Origin of the sequence: Microcystis sp. M169S2 (assembly GCF_020245865.1) — a bacterium.
GTDB lineage: Bacteria > Cyanobacteriota > Cyanobacteriia > Cyanobacteriales > Microcystaceae > Microcystis > Microcystis ichthyoblabe_A.
In genome coordinates, this window is record NZ_JADBUB010000140.1 from 21,130 (window position 1) to 36,822 (window position 15,693).

Consider the following 15,693-nt stretch of genomic DNA (forward strand, 5'->3'; position numbering starts at 1 on the left):
TTTCCCCTGATTTAGTGATTAGTTTTTACTTGTTTTTATGGCTGTCCAATGACGATTAGAAGACTGATAAATTTTAATATTTTTTAATCCCGACTGCTGGATTAAATCGGCAATTTCTGCTAGGGTAAAAGCCGCTCGCAGCGAGTCTTGAAATAGTTGCGCTTGTCGGGGAGAAAAATTAGGATCGATTTCCCTCACCATCCCCTGGATTATTTCCTCGGAATCAGGACGGAATAAATCTCTTAAAAAAATGCCCCCATTCGGTTTTAAAACTCGCTTAATTTCGCGTAAAAAAGGCAGAGGATTTTCGAGATGGTGGATTAAACTATTAGAAATAACTAAATCAAATTGCTCGGATTGGTAGGGAAGGGTTTTTCCATCAACTTTTTCCAATTTGATCTTTTCTTGACAGTTAGCATTAAGGATATTTTTTTGACCAATTTCTAACATAGAATCGGCCAGATCAATAGCGATAATTTGCCATTGGGGACGTAGTTGACTGATCATAATCGGAATGCGTGCAGTACCGGTTCCCACATCTAATACCCTAGCATTAATACTGGCCAATTGTACAGCTTCTTTAGCGAAATTAGTATTAACTTCGGTGAAGTCCATGGCATCATATTCGATCGCTTCTTCCCGATCATCCATTACTTCTGGTTCTAAAATTCTTTCCATAGAAAAGCTATCTTTAGGGATTACAATATTCACAATACATCGGATCGGCGTTTTTTTCACCGTTGGGAAAGAGTTTTTCCTCTCGATAATCACACCTTTGACAACCGTATAGTTCCAGTTTAATTAAAGAGGTGGGAAAGTGACATAAACCACAGGGTAAACCCGCTTTTCTTTCGATAATATCAAACCCTGGACAACCACAATTAGGACATAATTGATTGAGTTTCTGAACCAGATTTGCTGTCGCAGCTGCAATCGCTTTCATCCGCGTGGGATTGTGCATAGCACGCATATCGGTTTCTAGGTGTAATTTACCGTTTTTGTCAAGAATATCTTCAACAATTTTAACGAAATTTTTCTGGTCAGTAATTCCCTTAAAAATCTGCTCAGAGTCGAGAGAATTTTTATCAAACATCACCACTAAACCATGACTAGGAAAGCCAATTTTTTCGGCAAATTCTAAAGCAGCTACTAGATTAGTGACAGTTTGGTGAGCGTGATTAGTTTCCGTGACTATTGCTTGACCAATTATTTCTAGATTATGGACTCGATCGAGCAATAAAATCAATTCACGATTACAGGAAACTAACGGCAAGTTAGGATAGGGATAAAAACTACCCTCACTGGCAATTCCGATATCGTATCCCGAAAGCTCGATCGCTTCTTGTGCCTTCCTGCGAGCGGTTTCAATTTGTGTCCCGATGCGCTTAATATCCCGGGTAAAAGTGCCAAAGCGATCGGTATTAAAATTATCGGGTACAATCACCTTGAGACCTATTTCTTGCGCTAAAATCGGCGCTATTACCCGCTCTTTTCCGTGCATAGTCCCTAAAATTGCTATCCGATCTTGAAACATCTTTTCTTGAAACATCTTGATCAAGGAAAAAGGTTTTTTTGGTTTTGGGGTTTTAGGGTTTTGGGGTTTTAGGGTTTTGGGGTTTCAGGGTTTTGGGGTTTTTAGTTGAAATTCCCTACTTCCCCATTTCCCCACTTCCCCATTTCCCTAACACCCATCCCCTAACCCCTAATTTAACTGTCCATTGTTTTTCCCTGAGCTTGTTTTAATCTTTCTGCTGCTGTTTCCATGACTTCTGCAAAGTTTTCGAGAATTTCGCCGGGGTGTGCTTCCAGGATTTTTGTGGATAGGGAAATGCGGTTTTTATATTCGTCAATTTCCGCGACTACCACTTGAATTGCTTGACCAACTTTAAAGAAAGTCATGGGAGAATTAAAAGAGGCTCCCGTCACCTGTTTAGCATGGAGTAATCCCGTCACTCCACCACAATCGACAAAAACACCGTAGGGTTGTAATTTAACCACAGTGCCACTTAATAATTTACCCACAGCTAATTGACTGATAGCGTTAGCGCGAGCAATTTCTCGCTGAGATAAAACTAATTTATTATTTTCTTGGTCGATTTGAATAAAAGTTGCGGTTAAAAGTTGTCCGATCAGGGAATCTAAATCATTTTTTTCGATTAAATGGGAGCGAGGGATAAATCCTTTTAATCCTTCCACCTCTCCCGTCACTCCCCCCTTATTCACCCCCGTGACGCGCAGCTGTACCGACTTGCCACTTTCAGAGATTTCCCTGACATTTTCCCAAGCTTTTTGTAGTAATAATTGCCGCAGAGACAGGGTAACTTGTCCTTCCGCATCCTGTCCACGGGTAATCAGAAAATCGAATTCTGCACCTATGGGTAAAGCTTCAGCAATAGAAGTAACATTTTCCAGGGAAATTTCCCTTAAAGGAATAAAAGCGGAGGATTTGCCGCCAATATCGATGTATGCTCCATCGGAGGTGTGTTGATCGACTCTCCCGCGCACGATCTGCCCTTTTTCAAATTGATAATCGTATTGATCAAGAGCTTTGGCAAAATCGTCCATGGAAAAGGCTGGGTTCGGTGTCATGATAAATAGAATGGTTACAAATGTGATTTCGAACTGCTTCCAGTGTAAGCTGAAGCTTAAGGAGTCAGACCATTAAGATTTAAGAAGGCTAAATAACTCTAGCACATGATTCCAGGCAGATTTGGCCGCCTTAGCATTATAACTAGCTCTTTGGTCGCAGAAAAAGCCATGGTCGGCGTTTTCATAGCGGAAAACTCGATGAGAAATCTGATAACGGGTTAATGCGTTTTCTATCTCATCCACTTGCTTTTGAGGAATACTGGTATCTAACATCCCGAAAAATGCGTAGATTGTCCCTTTGATTTGGGGAGTCACCTTCACTGTCGCTTGACCACCCCCAGGGGTTCCCGTGGTGATTCCCGCACCGTAAAAAGAGGCACTAACTTTGATATCCTCTAGAGTGGAGACAAGATAAACCACATGACCACCAAAACAAAAACCGATCGTACCGACACCGGTTTTTTGCACCTGTGGCAAACTATAAAGATAATCGATGGTGGTTTGGATATCGCTGAGTAATTCGGCTGCTTTGGTTTGTTCTTTGTACTGACGACCGATTTCGATATCTGCCATACTGTACCCCGTTTCAAAACCGGGAGCAAATCGCTGATAAATGGCAGGAGCGATCGCTATATAGCCTTCTTGGGCAATTCTGCGGGTGACATGGCGAATATGGTCGTTTACGCCGAATATTTCCTGAATTACGATAATTGCTGGATAAATTCCCACTCGATCGGGAATGGCTAAATAGGCATCTATGTCAATATCTTTGTTAGAAATCGTAACAGTTTGCGTATTAATGGTCATAATTTTCTCGGTAAAAAGGCTGTTGGTTTTTTGGTTTCGGGGTTTTAGGGTGTTGGGGTTTTAGTTGAAATTTCCCATTCCCCCATTTCCCCACTTCCCCATTCCCCCATTCCTCAAATCAAAACAAACTTTTCCAAGGCCGCGGCCACCCCATTTAAGTCTACACTGGGGGCAACCCAATCGGCTTGATCCTTAACAGCTTGGGGAGCATTACCCATGGCGACACCGACACCCGCATAGGTGAGCATAGAAACATCATTAAAATTATCACCGATCGCCATGACGTTTTGCGGTTGTAATCCTAGGATATCTTCGGCCAAAAATTGGGTGGCGCTTCCCTTGGTAGCCTCAACGTGGGTAACTTCAAAAAAAGTCGGACTCGATTGGGTAAAGTATAAATCTTGATTTTGATAGCGTTGCTGTAAATGCTGCCAAATCTCGGCGATAAATTGCTTATCTTCCCCCATGGCCAGGATTTTAGTAGTTTTGTGGGCCACTTTGCGTAAATCTCCCACTGCTTCGGCAATAATACCCGATCGCTGCCGATAGAATTCCGTTTCCGCGTTTAATTGCCGCACATAAAGCACATCGTCCATATAAAAATTAAGGGAGATTTTCTCCTTCCATTGGGGTTGTTCGAGATAATCTAAAAGATCGAGTGCTAAGTCGGGGGAAATGGGGGTATGTCGATGGTGAACTTGGGAAACAGGATCTTGAATCCAAGCCCCATTGTAAGCAATTATAGGTAAAGTGGATTTAAGGCGTTGATGAAAACGTAAAGCCGAGCGGTACATCCTACCAGTGCCGATAGCGACGGGAATTCCCTTTTTTTGGACGGCCGAGACAGCTTGCACCACAGCTGGATTAACCTGATTGTTATCCCCGGCGATCGTTCCATCCACATCGACAACGATTAAGCGAATATCCACAGTCTTTTCCCATTCAACGGTAACAGTTAATAGTTTGCCACAAGAATTAAGTAGGGTTGGCTGAAAAAGTTTGTTGGTGGTGGCAGGGTGTGGGGTGTGGGGAGAATAAATAAAAATAATCTCGGAGTCTTGACTAGGAAATTAATTTTGCACGACTACTTAGTCAGTTAAGTATCGCGTAAATTTTGGTATTCAGCTAAAGCATTGATAAAAAAGAAGTCTCCCCAAATTAAACCCGTATCATAGATTTGGGTGGGTTGAATTGCGGCGGGATGATGATAACAACCATGACGCAATAGACTCATCTCTGGGGCAGTTTCATCGGGAAAATACTGAAAAGAAGTCAAATTTAAGAGAGTATTATCGATCGCCTCTCGATAGCTTCCATAACTAGGATCACTGCTGGGTAAAGCTTTTAATAGGCGAATCATCCCCGCCACAGCGATCGCTGCCGCCGAAGAATCCTTTTCCGTAGCGGCATTTTTTTGCAAGGCATAATCAAAGTCCCAGGGGGGAATAAAATCTCCGGCGCGTCTTTGCTCACCGGACCAGCGATCGGGCAAATTTTCCAGATAATAATTAATGGCATCCTTGGCAATGGTTAACATTTCCGGATCGCCAGTGTAAATATAGGCCGTCGTGGCAGCATAAATAAACCAAGCTTGACCCCGGGACCAAGTGCTATCATCGCGCCAGCCCTGTTTTCCCTCATTAAATAAGAAATTTGTATAGGTGGAAGAGTTGACATTTTGATCAAAATACCCTCTTTGCCAAGTTCCCGTTTTACCCGGGCGACGGTTAGCCCCAAAGGTGCGGCTAATGGTGCGGATGTGGGAAAGGGACTTTTCTTGCCAATCTTTTGCTTCCTTGGGGTCAGAATTGTGGCGACTTGCCCAGAGCAGTTGTTCTATATTGATTGTATGGTCCATAAAAACGTGCCAATGTTCTTGCTGATCGGTGCGATCAGCCTTGCGTAACCAGCCAAAAGTACCGATATCGGTGTGATAACTCCCTTTACCATCCTGAAAGGGTTGCGCTAGTTGTCTGGCCCCCCGTAAAGTTATATCTAAAGCTGTCTGTTTTTCCTGGCCCTGTCCCGACTCAAACCAAGGAGCAAACACCAGTACATTATTAAGAGCAATGTCTTTGTTCTTCAAACTGGTTTCTTTTAAGGGATCGCTCCATTTTTTCGCCGCAGCTGACCAAAATCCCGCATCCATAGGGTTTGATTCTAAGTCAGCAATTTTCCATAATAGAGCAGGAAAAGCCCCTGCCGCCCAAAAATCGGCCTTGTCTAACTTCCAAGTGCCGGGGGTGGGACTATTCCTCCTCCGTAGCCAATTGAAGAAATTAAAACCCGATGGCTCTGGATAGGTAAGATAGGGATAGAGAATGCCCCGACGGGCATAACTATCGAGATAATCGATCGTAGTGGCTAGTTTCATCTTAGCCAGATCGAGACAGAGCTTAATTCTTTCAGCTAGGGGCATTTTAGCCCGCAATTCCGCCGCCGATTCGGGACGACGGATCATCAGGGCGGCCACCGCACCGATCGCCGCCCCCGTACCTATAATGATGAGCGCGCGTCGCTTCAAATTCCTGACTCCTAAGCTGGATAGATACGAATACGGCGATTAGGTTCCTCTCCGAAGCTATCGGATTGGAGACGGTAATGTTCCACTAATTCGTGCTGCATTTTTCGCACTTTCGCCGAGCGGGGCAGTAACTCCACCGGTTGACCAGTAGGAATAACGATTTGTTCCACCGCTAACCGGGCTTCCTCCAAAGCTTCGATCTCGTCATCGCTGCCGCTGCGGGCAAATAAACGCAGATCTGCACCTTCCTGATTCATCGGGTCATCAATGCCCAAAATCCGCTTTAAACCGCGAGAAATTTGGGGCAGGGTATTGGATTTGATGCCGTGGATGGGAATTTGTCTTACTTTGGCAATTTGACGCAATTTTGACTGATTTTTAACGTGGGAACGCAGGGCCAGCACCGCGTCGGCCGCCTGTAAATCTTTGGTTAACACGATCGGCAAATCTAGGGCCTGTACTACCTGTTCGATCGGAGCGCGACTAACTCCGTAGGGATAGACATAAACCGGCCAATCTTCGCCATTGGGACCGGGTACGCGGACTTTTTCCGTTTCCGGTTCTTCCTGTAGCCAAGATTGTTCGAGGAGGCGATCGAAATCGTTTTCCCGGTTGAGAGGGACCGCAGGGAAACGGGCCACGGGAGTCATCCGGCCATCGGCCCGCCATCCCTTGGGTTTATCCATTTCTGGCAGATAATTGCCGCGCAAAGGGGTGAGGTTTTCCGGTTTTGGTTCTTCCTGAGCTACCTGTACTTTCCCCTCCTCATCTACCCAACGGATTTGGGCAATTGCTTCCCGTCCCCGCAGCAGTTGGTCGATCGTGGTGGATACGTCCTCGTGGATCACCCAGCGCTGACGTTCCAACATTTCGATGGCAATCTCAAAGGTGGGGGGTGCTTTGCGTTCTAAAACGGTCTTCTGAGAACCCCGGCGGCGTGCTTCTTCGTCTCCGAGAGTTACTGCTTGAATTCCCCCAACTAAATCCGATAAAGTCGGGTTTTTAATTAAATTTTCCAATTGATTGCCGTGGGCGGTTCCCACTAACTGCACCCCGCGTTCGGCGATCGTGCGAGCGGCCAGAGCTTCTAATTCTGTCCCGATCTCATCAATCACGATCACTTCTGGCATATGGTTTTCCACCGCTTCGATCATGACTTGATGCTGCAATTCCGGACGGGCCACCTGCATCCGACGAGCGCGACCGATCGCCGGATGGGGAATATCTCCATCTCCGGCGATTTCGTTGGAGGTGTCGATAATCACTACCCGTTTATTGAGATCGTCGGCTAAAACTCGGGCTATTTCCCGCAGGGCCGTGGTTTTCCCTACCCCCGGACGACCGAGCAGCAGCAGGGATTTACCCGTTTCCACCAGGTCGTTAATTAGGGTGATCGTACCGAAAACAGCCCGACCGATACGACAGGTTAAACCGATAATTTCGCCATCTCGATTGCGAATGGCACTGATCCGGTGCAGGGTGCGTTCAATCCCGGCGCGATTATCGCCGCTAAAACTGCCCACCCGGGCGATCGAATACTGGATTTCTTCTTTTGAGATCGGTTCGTCCCCCAGATAGATCGCCCCATCGGGAAAACGCGCTTCTGGTATGCGTCCCAAATCCATAACTACTTCGATCAGTTGATGCTGCCGCGGGTGTTCCTCGATTTTGCCGCGAATCCGAGCGGGTAGAATTGCCAAGAGTTTGTTTAAATCGTCGGTCACTGGCATCCGAGAGGAGGGTAGGGTTTCTGGCATTAATAGTAAAGGGTTTTGGCGATAATTGGCTGTTTTTATTTCCAGGATTTTCTTGGGGTCTAACACATTTAAGGGTTATTTGTCAATTGAAAAAAAATATTATAGTTTTTTGAGCAAGGCTAGGCTTTTAATTGAGCAACGAGAATAGAAGCGGCTTTAAGGGCTTCTTGGTAAGCTTGGGGGTCATTTTCAAGGTTAGGCTGGTCTAAATGCTCTAAAATTGGCAAAATCAATGAACGGGCGTAACTTCCATAGGCAATACCAGCGATTTTTTCTCTCAGTCCCAGTTGCTGTAATTTGGTCACGGTGTGGTCATTGGTTCCCCCAGCTAACTGCACAAATCCGGCTAGATTGTCGGAGAGGACTTTTTTGGCCATACTGATGGCCGGGTGGGTGGTTCCTTTGCCGATATCGCCGCTCATCGGTCGGCCGTCCGTCTGCCAAATCAGAGGACAGTTTAGGGGTGAAATAGTTTCTCGCAGATAGTGGAGGTAATCGATGATATATTCATGATCTTGGCAACTTATGGCCAGGATTTTTAGGTTTTTAGTTAGCGGTGCGATCGCTGACCAGAGTCGAGCAAATTCCTCTCCGTGACCGACTTGGGTATGAATTTCGATCGCATCGACTCCCATTTCGACAATTAAGGGGATAATTTCTGCGGGTTGACAGACACGGGATATTGTCTCGATTATTTGCTCTGGACAAACGGGTAGGCAACGACCGCAACCATAACAGCGCTGTTCAATCACTCCTCGCCTATCAATAGCATAAGCGGGACAGATTTTTTCGCAGGGACGAGGACAATCGACGGGACAGAGTTGCGGGTTAAAGACAGCTTTACGAAAGTGGGGATCTTCCCCATCATTGAGACTGACCATCAACCAAGGTCGTCGATTTTGGGAGAATCTGGCGATTTTGGCGGCGGTTTCGATGCCTTCGCGGGCTGCAAGGATCACGGCTCGATCGGCGGCCACATCAATACAATCGGCCCCGGCGATAGTATAGGTCAAAGCGAGGTTGCGAATCGTGGGCAAATCTTGGTAACTAGCTCCACAGATGAGCTTGAACCAGTGACCCGCAACTAGGGACTGTAAGGGAGAGGAGTTTTTATCTAGCACTTTTTTATCCTATCGCAGCCAGCCCCAAACTTCAGCCTTGTCCTGCTCTGATTCTGACTAAAGACTGATTATTGATTCTTCTTGGACATACTAAGCGACAAACGCTAAGTAGGGTTTGCTGAAAAAGTTTTTCCTGGTGGCAGGGTGTGGGGTGTGGGGTGTAGGGTGTGGGGTTTTACCCATTTTCAGGTGGTCAATTACCTAATTTTTAGGGAAAAAGTCCCTGAATTTTTCCCCCAATTACTCCAAAGGTCGGCACTTTTTGAGGGGAAAAAAGTCTAAAAACCTTATCCAATAAGGTTTTTAGATTTATTCAGCAAACGCTAAGTAAAACCGATTTATATCGATTTTTATAGTTCTTATGTTCTATTTTGGTTCGTCTCTTGCCAGTCAATCAACAACTTCATCAATAGCGATCGCTTTTTGGCTAGATGAGGACATCTCTGCAATTATGGCAGTTTTTCGTTATCGGTAGTGATTCGCTGGTAGTGGTGAGCCGTCTTGCTGATCTGATGGGGATTGTGTAGAATGTTTCCTGATCAAAATAACTGCCCAATAAATCTTGATAACTGATTCTTTCAGGGTAAATCTCCTGAGAAATATCTTTTTTTTGGTCGGTGCAATGCTTACTTGCAATCGTCTTGATCGAGTAAAATCGACTAATTTAATCTGTTAACAAGGATGCAAGCAAATTTATTAGAAGTGCGCGGAGCCACCCGTCGATTTGGGGGATTAGTCGCTGTGGATGGGGTTGGCTTTCAGGTACAAAAAAACGAGATTTTTGGCTTAATTGGACCTAATGGGGCGGGAAAAACGACTTTATTTAATCTGATCACCGGTTTAATTCCCCTATCCAGTGGTGATTTAATTTATCAAGGCTGCAGTCTGGCTAATTATCGTCCTCACCAGATCGCTCAGGCAGGAATTGCCCGTACTTTCCAGAATTTGCGCTTATTTGGTGAATTATCGGCTTTAGAAAATGTAGCGATCGCTGGTCACATTCACAATAGCTCCAATCTTTGGACGGGAATTTTGGGTTTACCAGTTTCGAGAAGGGAGGAAGAAAAAACCTACAAAAGAGCGGGGGAATTATTAGATTTAGTCGGATTAACCGACCAAAGCAATCGCAAAGCCCGTAATTTAGCCTATGGTGATCAAAGACGCTTGGAAATTGCCCGCGCTTTAGCTTTGCAACCCCAGTTATTACTCCTCGATGAACCGGCAGCCGGGATGAATCCCAGCGAAAAGGGGTCATTAAGTCAGCTAATTCGACAAATCCGCGATAATTTAGCTCTAACCGTCCTGTTAATCGAACATCATGTGCCTTTAGTGATGGGATTATGCGATCGCATTGCTGTGTTAGATTTCGGTAAGTTAATCGCTTTGGGAGATCCAGCTACAGTCAGGGAGAATCCTGCGGTGATTGAAGCTTATTTAGGGGATGAATAAGGATTTTAGGCTCTCTTGGGTTTGGTGGGTAAAATGTATTCTAAGATACATTCCTCCTAGCGGGGGGGGGTGGAACGAACCACAAAGACACAAAGGACACAAAGATTGAGCGATCATATAGTAAGTTAAACTTATCACACAGAACCTAGAAAAGCCCAACGCCAAGGTAATTTACTCGCTATTTAAGGGCGGACTGCTAATAACTGAACTTGTACCGTTTCAGGAAGTTTTATTATGACAAAATGATTTTCTGGATACAAATAATCTTCGCCAGATTCATCAATCACTCGCAAACATCCCACCTCTTGCGCTTTAGCATCAGGTAACACTTGATAAAGTTTACAAACCTCTAAATCTCCGCCTTCTTCAGCGGTAATACAGATAGCAAATTCAATGTTAGATGCTGGTGTTTGCATAAATATTTAGTCCAAAACTCGTTTAACTTTCATTTTTCGCCGACCAATACCATGAGACTCATACCAGTGTAGTTCAGCTTTGCGGATTTCTCCATTAGGAAATTGAACTAAGCCGACTCCTTTTAGCTTTCGCCATCGACGACCCCCAAACTGCGCTTTTAGCCTTCTGAGTTCACGAATAGAGAGGTTGACGGCGATAATCTCTATTTCGGTTAGTTCTCCAATCAACTCAAAGCCATTAGCCATCTCATCATTCTAACAAAGATTAATAAAAATCTGGAATGCCCAAAAAAAAGAGATCGCACTTTATCAATGTAGTGCGATCGCTGCAAATTTAAGGCTGGATTTGCCAGTTTTCTATTTTAGTTTGCGCTTTAAGATTGAACCCGCACCTAAAGCACCAAGAGTTATTAAGCCCAGGACTGAAGCAGGTTCGGGAACCTTTTCTGGTCCAGGACCAGGTCCGCCTGGTACATCGTGGACAAGGTTATCAAATCCTATCCCTCCTGGATCGGTGTTATGAATAGAGATGCCAGCAATCTCCTTGATTCCACTCATCTGTTTGAAGCCATAAGAAGTATCGCTTAAGCCAGAGAGTATGATAGTGTCTATTAGAGAACCATTGCGCCGGAAGAAGTTCACAGTAGCTGAACCACCATCACCACCCACTAAATCAAAGCCAAGTTCTGATTGGTCAAAATCAAACAGAACTGCAAAAGATCCCTCGCCAATTGCATCTCCGTCTGGAAATCCCAGTGGACCAAGGCCGGTGAGAACTTGAGAAGTAGTAAAGGTGAAAACATTGAGATTCTGATTGGCGGCACCAACTTGTAAAGCCAGCGGACCCGTCGGAGTACCTGACAAGATATCAGAGTTCCCGCTGAAGGAGAGTGACTGACCAACGAAGCGTTCAGCAAAGTCTGCCCCATTAGACTCGAAGATAGCATTGTAATTAGTCCCTGGAGCAGGACCTCCCAATACATCATCAAAGGTAATCAAACCTGTTCCTGTTAGTGTACCAGGAGCTACTTGGATGATTGCTGCTTCTACCTTAGAAATGACCAAAGTACAAGCAGATATAGCTGCAAAAGCAGCAGTCATTGACAGTTTTTTAAGCACAGTCGAAGTTTTCATATCCAGAAATTTTCCTCAAAACAAATAAACAAACAAATGTTCTGAATGCCCTTTAAAGGAGAAAATCTCAAATTAAGCGACATTGGCAAGGGAGAAAAATTGATTTTTTCAAAATTGCCAATCACTAAATTTAAAGTTAGTTCCTCAATGACAAGACAGAGCAACAACGGGATTTTACCCCCCCCCCCGATTTTGTCAAGTGTAAACCAACACAAATTTACAAAAATTTATAATTATTGTTACCCTTGAGAGTAGGGTAGTAAATCTCAATTTGGTCGAAATATCTATATTACAGAGCGCACGCAGTTCGATAAACTCACTGACCACAGTGCGCTCCTACCATTGGCGCAATAATATTATTGTAGGGGCGAATTGCATTCGCCCTCTTTGATCCCCCCTTAATCCAAGGAGGGTATCTGACAATTTTTAACCCCTACCTAATTAACAGCTAATCCCTAATCTCTCAATAACAGATATTCGCGAATCTCAAAAAAGTTATCCCAAGGAATATAGGGTTGATTTTCCGCTTGCAGATAATCGATTAAACGATCCCTAGCAAAAACTAGATCGGCCCTTCTAGCCATGGTAATATCGGTAACGGAATCACCGATCGCAATAGTTTCTACTCCTGAATATTTGGCCATAATCAAGGCTTTAGCCACTAATTCCGTCTCATTTTCCCAATCGGAGTGAACTTGCAGATATTCCCCTTGAGTATGAAGATTGACCCCATAAATTGCCGTCACCTTATCTAATAGTCCCTCCCGTTTTAAGACCGTTTCAATCATGCCTTGGATACCACCGGAGATAATAATAAAAGGGATGGATTGCTCCTGTAAAAAAGCGAGGAATTCTGCTAATCCGGGGCGAATAGGCTTGCTTTCGGCATAGGCGAGAATATCGGCGTATTTTTGGCTCGGTATCGACTCTAGCAGTTGACGGACACCCCGGCGCAGACTGAGAGTGCGAGCGTACATTTGGGGCATAATTTGGGCCGATAAATCGGGGGCGAATTCTTTGAGCATACCCGCAAAAGTTTCCACGGCGGTGATAGTGCCATCAAAGTCACAGAAAACAATTTTACTCATGGGGTGACAAAATATCTGAAATTGGATATAATCGAAGGTTATGATTAATTTTACAGAGATTATCTGACTCTAGAGCTTCAACCCCCATGAAATCCTATCTCGCCGCCGCCATTCAAATGACCAGTCAGCCGGATTTAGAGAAAAATCTCGCTGCCGCTGAAGAGTTGATCGAACTTGCCGTGGGTAAAGGGGCGGAATTAATCGGGTTACCAGAAAATTTCGCTTTTATGGGGGCAGAAACCGATAAAATCGCCCAGGCCGAGACTATTGCTCGAAAAGCCGATAAATTCCTCCGCACCATGGCCCAACGGTTTCAAGTGACCATTTTAGGGGGTGGTTTTCCCGTGCCGGTGACGGGTATTCCCGATAAGGCTTATAACACCGCTATTTTAGTTGATGGCAACGGTGCGGAATTAGCCCGTTATCAAAAAGTCCATCTCTTTGATGTCAATGTCCCGGATGGTAACACCTATCAGGAATCGAGTACAGTCATGGCAGGAATCGATTTACCGCCGATTTATGGCTCCGATAGCTTGGGCAAAATTGGCCTCTCGATTTGCTATGATGTGCGTTTTCCTGAACTCTATCGCTATTTATCGCAGCAAGGAGCCGATGTTTTATTTGTACCCGCGGCGTTTACGGCTTTTACAGGGAAAGATCATTGGAAAGTTTTGTTACAAGCGCGAGCGATCGAGAATACTTGTTATATAATAGCTCCTGCTCAAACGGGCAATAATTACGCACGCCGTTACACCCACGGTCACGCTATGATTATCGATCCTTGGGGTGTGGTTTTAGCCGATGCGGGGGAAGAAGCGGGAGTGGCAATTGCCGAAATTAATCCCCAACGTCTGCAACAGGTGCGACGACAAATGCCTTCCCTACAGCATCGTGTTTTTGTTTAAAATTCGATTCGACAATTTTGTCGATAAAAACGCCTAATTTTGGGATTTAACTCGGTTTTTTCGCGTAACATTGCTCCCTGATAACAAGGGTCGAATCTAAAACCTAATTAGTTAAGCTAAAAGCTTTGATGTACTGAGTTTCTAACCTTCTTTGCCAGATTCTCAGGGTAAGCTCATCTAATAAGGATGTAGTCGATTTATGCCACCCGATCAAACCATACCAAGTAACGAAGAACTAGGTAAAAATATCCGTAAACTTTATTAACAATCTTCCTTGAAAATGTCTTGACTATCGCACCCCGAATCAGGGATTATATGAAGATGTAGCGTTTCTCGTCAAGGTGAATTGTAAATTAAACCTTGCCGAAGTAAGAATTCTCAGTTGCGAAAACATACCTCATATATCCGAGAAACGCTGTAGAGCAGACAGGGATGCAATTCAGACTTGAATTGGCGAAATTCAAGTCTTGAATCTATTTATTGTCAACTTCAGTCCAAAAATACTCTGATGGTTGGACAAATATGCTCTCTGGACTTGTTCTAAGAAGATTCCGGGCTAAATGAGAAATAATCCCATTTAGCTTCTCTAGACCGTTAAGGAGAAACCGATGTCATCTTATACCACAGAATCAGAAAAAATTGATTTTCCTAAAACCCTAGATATAGCCACCGTTTGCGTCTATGGGCTAGGAATCCTCTCGGCGGGCCTATTTTTATTTCTGCCCTTCGTCAACCTGCTGCATCCGAGTCCGTGGCAGCGATGGCTAGGCACAATTCACGGTTTTGGTTCCCTATTAGCCCTAGTCGTGATTGTTTACGCTGGTCATCTCGCTTTTCCCCTGCTCAGAGGTTCTAGCAAAATTTTGCGGCAAATGCGAACCCTCACCTTCTGGTCCACCGTCCTCGCTTTTTTGGCGATCGCCACTGGCAATTTAGCCTATATGCGCTATCGGGCCGGTTCAGAGTTTGGCGGTGCGCGGGCATGGCTAAAGGAAAATTCGCCCCTCGGTCAATACGTCCTCATGGAATACCACGAATTCAGCGTCCTTTTTACCCTACCCCTAGGCGTGGCCTGCACTTGGATTCTCTGGAAATACGGCGACTCAATCCTAGACAAAGCTAATCGACCGGTGTTAACGGTCACTTGCATTGCCCTGATGGCGATGATGTTTTTTGCCATGGGTGGACTCGTTAGCGGCCTCGGTGTTGCCAAAATTCACGCCCTTTAACCCATTATTTAGCTACTTTACCTCAAAAGTGAACAAAATTCAACTTTTGCTCGTTTTAGCTACGGTTTTCGGGTTATCTATCACCGCTCCCGCCCTAGGGGGTGTAAACTTAGCCCCGATGGTACGGATAGGAAGGCGGCCAGCATTAGCAACCAAAGTCAAATCGTCGGTCGTTTCCCTACTGCTGGTAATACGGTTGGGGACTTTTAGCGGTGGGACTTTTCGGTTTTAGACACTTACGAACTCTGAAAAAATAGGAACAAATCTGATGACTCAACGTTACGTCGATAGTCCTTGGTATGGAAAAATCTGGGCTTTTTTAAAACAATTTCCCCAAGGTTTAGCCGAAGGTGCCAAACGTTCCCCTGCCACTTCTGGCCCGGCAGCGGCGGCGATTATTAGTGCTGGTATTGGCTGTTTTTTAATGATGGTTGCTCACCATTTTTCCGATGCAGACCATTCAAAAACCGTAGAAACTTTCCTTTGGAATTTGGGCAGTTGGATACCTGGCAGTAAAAATCCTAGCAAAATGTGGGGCTCTTCTGGTTTTCGTGTGTTAATTTTTGTTATGAATTAAAGCAAGCAAACAGCTTAAGTCGAAGATGTTGAAAATTGGTAAATCCATAACTCATTCTTTTAATAAGCTTTATTTTGGTATTCATTCCCTCAATTAA

Annotated in this window: 17 protein-coding genes; 4 read left to right on the forward strand and 13 right to left on the reverse strand. The window is 44.7% G+C overall.

Features of this window, described 5'->3' with window-relative positions; all coding sequences use genetic code 11:
* Nucleotides 1-18 precede the first annotated feature (18 nt).
* The 8 genes from IM485_RS14475 to ldpA all read right to left on the reverse strand — a co-directional run bounded on the left by IM485_RS14475 (nucleotide 19) and on the right by ldpA (nucleotide 8,798).
* On the reverse strand, nucleotides 19-678 hold the full coding sequence (locus tag IM485_RS14475) for a class I SAM-dependent methyltransferase (protein WP_287743958.1): 660 nt from the start codon (nucleotides 676-678) through the stop codon (nucleotides 19-21).
* 13 nt (nucleotides 679-691) lie between these two features.
* Entirely contained in the window at nucleotides 692-1,549 is an 858-nt protein-coding gene (locus tag IM485_RS14480; RefSeq protein ID WP_287743961.1) for a DUF6671 family protein, read from the reverse strand.
* Between the two features lie 158 nt (nucleotides 1,550-1,707).
* Nucleotides 1,708-2,565 (reverse strand): S1 RNA-binding domain-containing protein, encoded by an 858-nt coding sequence (locus IM485_RS14485; RefSeq protein ID WP_287743987.1) that lies wholly within the window; start codon nucleotides 2,563-2,565, stop codon nucleotides 1,708-1,710.
* 96 nt (nucleotides 2,566-2,661) lie between these two features.
* A complete protein-coding gene (locus tag IM485_RS14490; protein ID WP_287743964.1) occupies nucleotides 2,662-3,396 on the reverse strand; it encodes a dienelactone hydrolase family protein in 735 nt (244 codons plus the stop codon).
* Between the two features lie 113 nt (nucleotides 3,397-3,509).
* Nucleotides 3,510-4,325 carry a Cof-type HAD-IIB family hydrolase gene (locus IM485_RS14495; RefSeq protein ID WP_104397803.1) on the reverse strand — a complete coding sequence of 272 codons (816 nt, stop codon included), beginning with the start codon at nucleotides 4,323-4,325 and terminating at the stop codon, nucleotides 3,510-3,512.
* Between the two features lie 167 nt (nucleotides 4,326-4,492).
* Nucleotides 4,493-5,920 carry a hypothetical protein gene (locus tag IM485_RS14500; RefSeq protein WP_287743974.1) on the reverse strand — a complete coding sequence of 476 codons (1,428 nt, stop codon included), beginning with the start codon at nucleotides 5,918-5,920 and terminating at the stop codon, nucleotides 4,493-4,495.
* An 11-nt stretch (nucleotides 5,921-5,931) separates the two neighbouring features.
* Nucleotides 5,932-7,677, reverse strand: a complete 1,746-nt coding sequence (locus tag IM485_RS14505; RefSeq protein WP_502882188.1) for a R3H domain-containing nucleic acid-binding protein — start codon at nucleotides 7,675-7,677, stop codon at nucleotides 5,932-5,934.
* A gap of 119 nt (nucleotides 7,678-7,796) precedes the next feature.
* Nucleotides 7,797-8,798, reverse strand: a complete 1,002-nt coding sequence (gene ldpA, locus IM485_RS14510) for a circadian clock protein LdpA (RefSeq protein WP_104397805.1) — start codon at nucleotides 8,796-8,798, stop codon at nucleotides 7,797-7,799.
* Between the two features lie 681 nt (nucleotides 8,799-9,479).
* Here ldpA and IM485_RS14515 point away from each other — a divergent pair.
* Nucleotides 9,480-10,247: an ABC transporter ATP-binding protein gene (locus tag IM485_RS14515; RefSeq protein ID WP_193957956.1), complete on the forward strand. Its 768-nt coding sequence runs from the start codon at nucleotides 9,480-9,482 to the stop codon at nucleotides 10,245-10,247.
* A 182-nt stretch (nucleotides 10,248-10,429) separates the two neighbouring features.
* Here IM485_RS14515 and IM485_RS14520 read toward each other — a convergent pair whose 3' ends face one another.
* The 4 genes from IM485_RS14520 to IM485_RS14535 all read right to left on the reverse strand — a co-directional run bounded on the left by IM485_RS14520 (nucleotide 10,430) and on the right by IM485_RS14535 (nucleotide 12,885).
* Nucleotides 10,430-10,663, reverse strand: a complete 234-nt coding sequence (locus IM485_RS14520) for a hypothetical protein (RefSeq protein ID WP_002745620.1) — start codon at nucleotides 10,661-10,663, stop codon at nucleotides 10,430-10,432.
* 6 nt (nucleotides 10,664-10,669) lie between these two features.
* Nucleotides 10,670-10,909 (reverse strand): hypothetical protein, encoded by a 240-nt coding sequence (locus IM485_RS14525; protein WP_104397807.1) that lies wholly within the window; start codon nucleotides 10,907-10,909, stop codon nucleotides 10,670-10,672.
* 111 nt (nucleotides 10,910-11,020) lie between these two features.
* Nucleotides 11,021-11,797, reverse strand: a complete 777-nt coding sequence (locus IM485_RS14530) for a PEP-CTERM sorting domain-containing protein (protein ID WP_238142078.1) — start codon at nucleotides 11,795-11,797, stop codon at nucleotides 11,021-11,023.
* Between the two features lie 455 nt (nucleotides 11,798-12,252).
* Complete coding sequence (locus IM485_RS14535) at nucleotides 12,253-12,885, reverse strand: HAD-IB family phosphatase (RefSeq protein ID WP_002795914.1); 633 nt, start codon at nucleotides 12,883-12,885, stop codon at nucleotides 12,253-12,255.
* 86 nt (nucleotides 12,886-12,971) lie between these two features.
* Here IM485_RS14535 and IM485_RS14540 point away from each other — a divergent pair, with 86 nt between their 5' ends.
* From IM485_RS14540 to IM485_RS14550, 3 genes are all read left to right on the forward strand, one after another.
* Nucleotides 12,972-13,790, forward strand: a complete 819-nt coding sequence (locus tag IM485_RS14540) for a carbon-nitrogen hydrolase family protein (protein ID WP_104397809.1) — start codon at nucleotides 12,972-12,974, stop codon at nucleotides 13,788-13,790.
* A gap of 608 nt (nucleotides 13,791-14,398) precedes the next feature.
* Nucleotides 14,399-15,019 (forward strand): hypothetical protein, encoded by a 621-nt coding sequence (locus IM485_RS14545; protein WP_110578865.1) that lies wholly within the window; start codon nucleotides 14,399-14,401, stop codon nucleotides 15,017-15,019.
* A gap of 268 nt (nucleotides 15,020-15,287) precedes the next feature.
* A complete protein-coding gene (locus IM485_RS14550) occupies nucleotides 15,288-15,596 on the forward strand; it encodes a hypothetical protein (protein ID WP_287743984.1) in 309 nt (102 codons plus the stop codon).
* Here IM485_RS14550 and IM485_RS14555 read toward each other — a convergent pair.
* A partial coding sequence (locus tag IM485_RS14555) for a transposase (protein WP_271928149.1) occupies nucleotides 15,586-15,693 on the reverse strand: 108 nt, incomplete at its 5' end. The two genes, IM485_RS14550 and IM485_RS14555, sit on opposite strands and share 11 nt — an antisense overlap.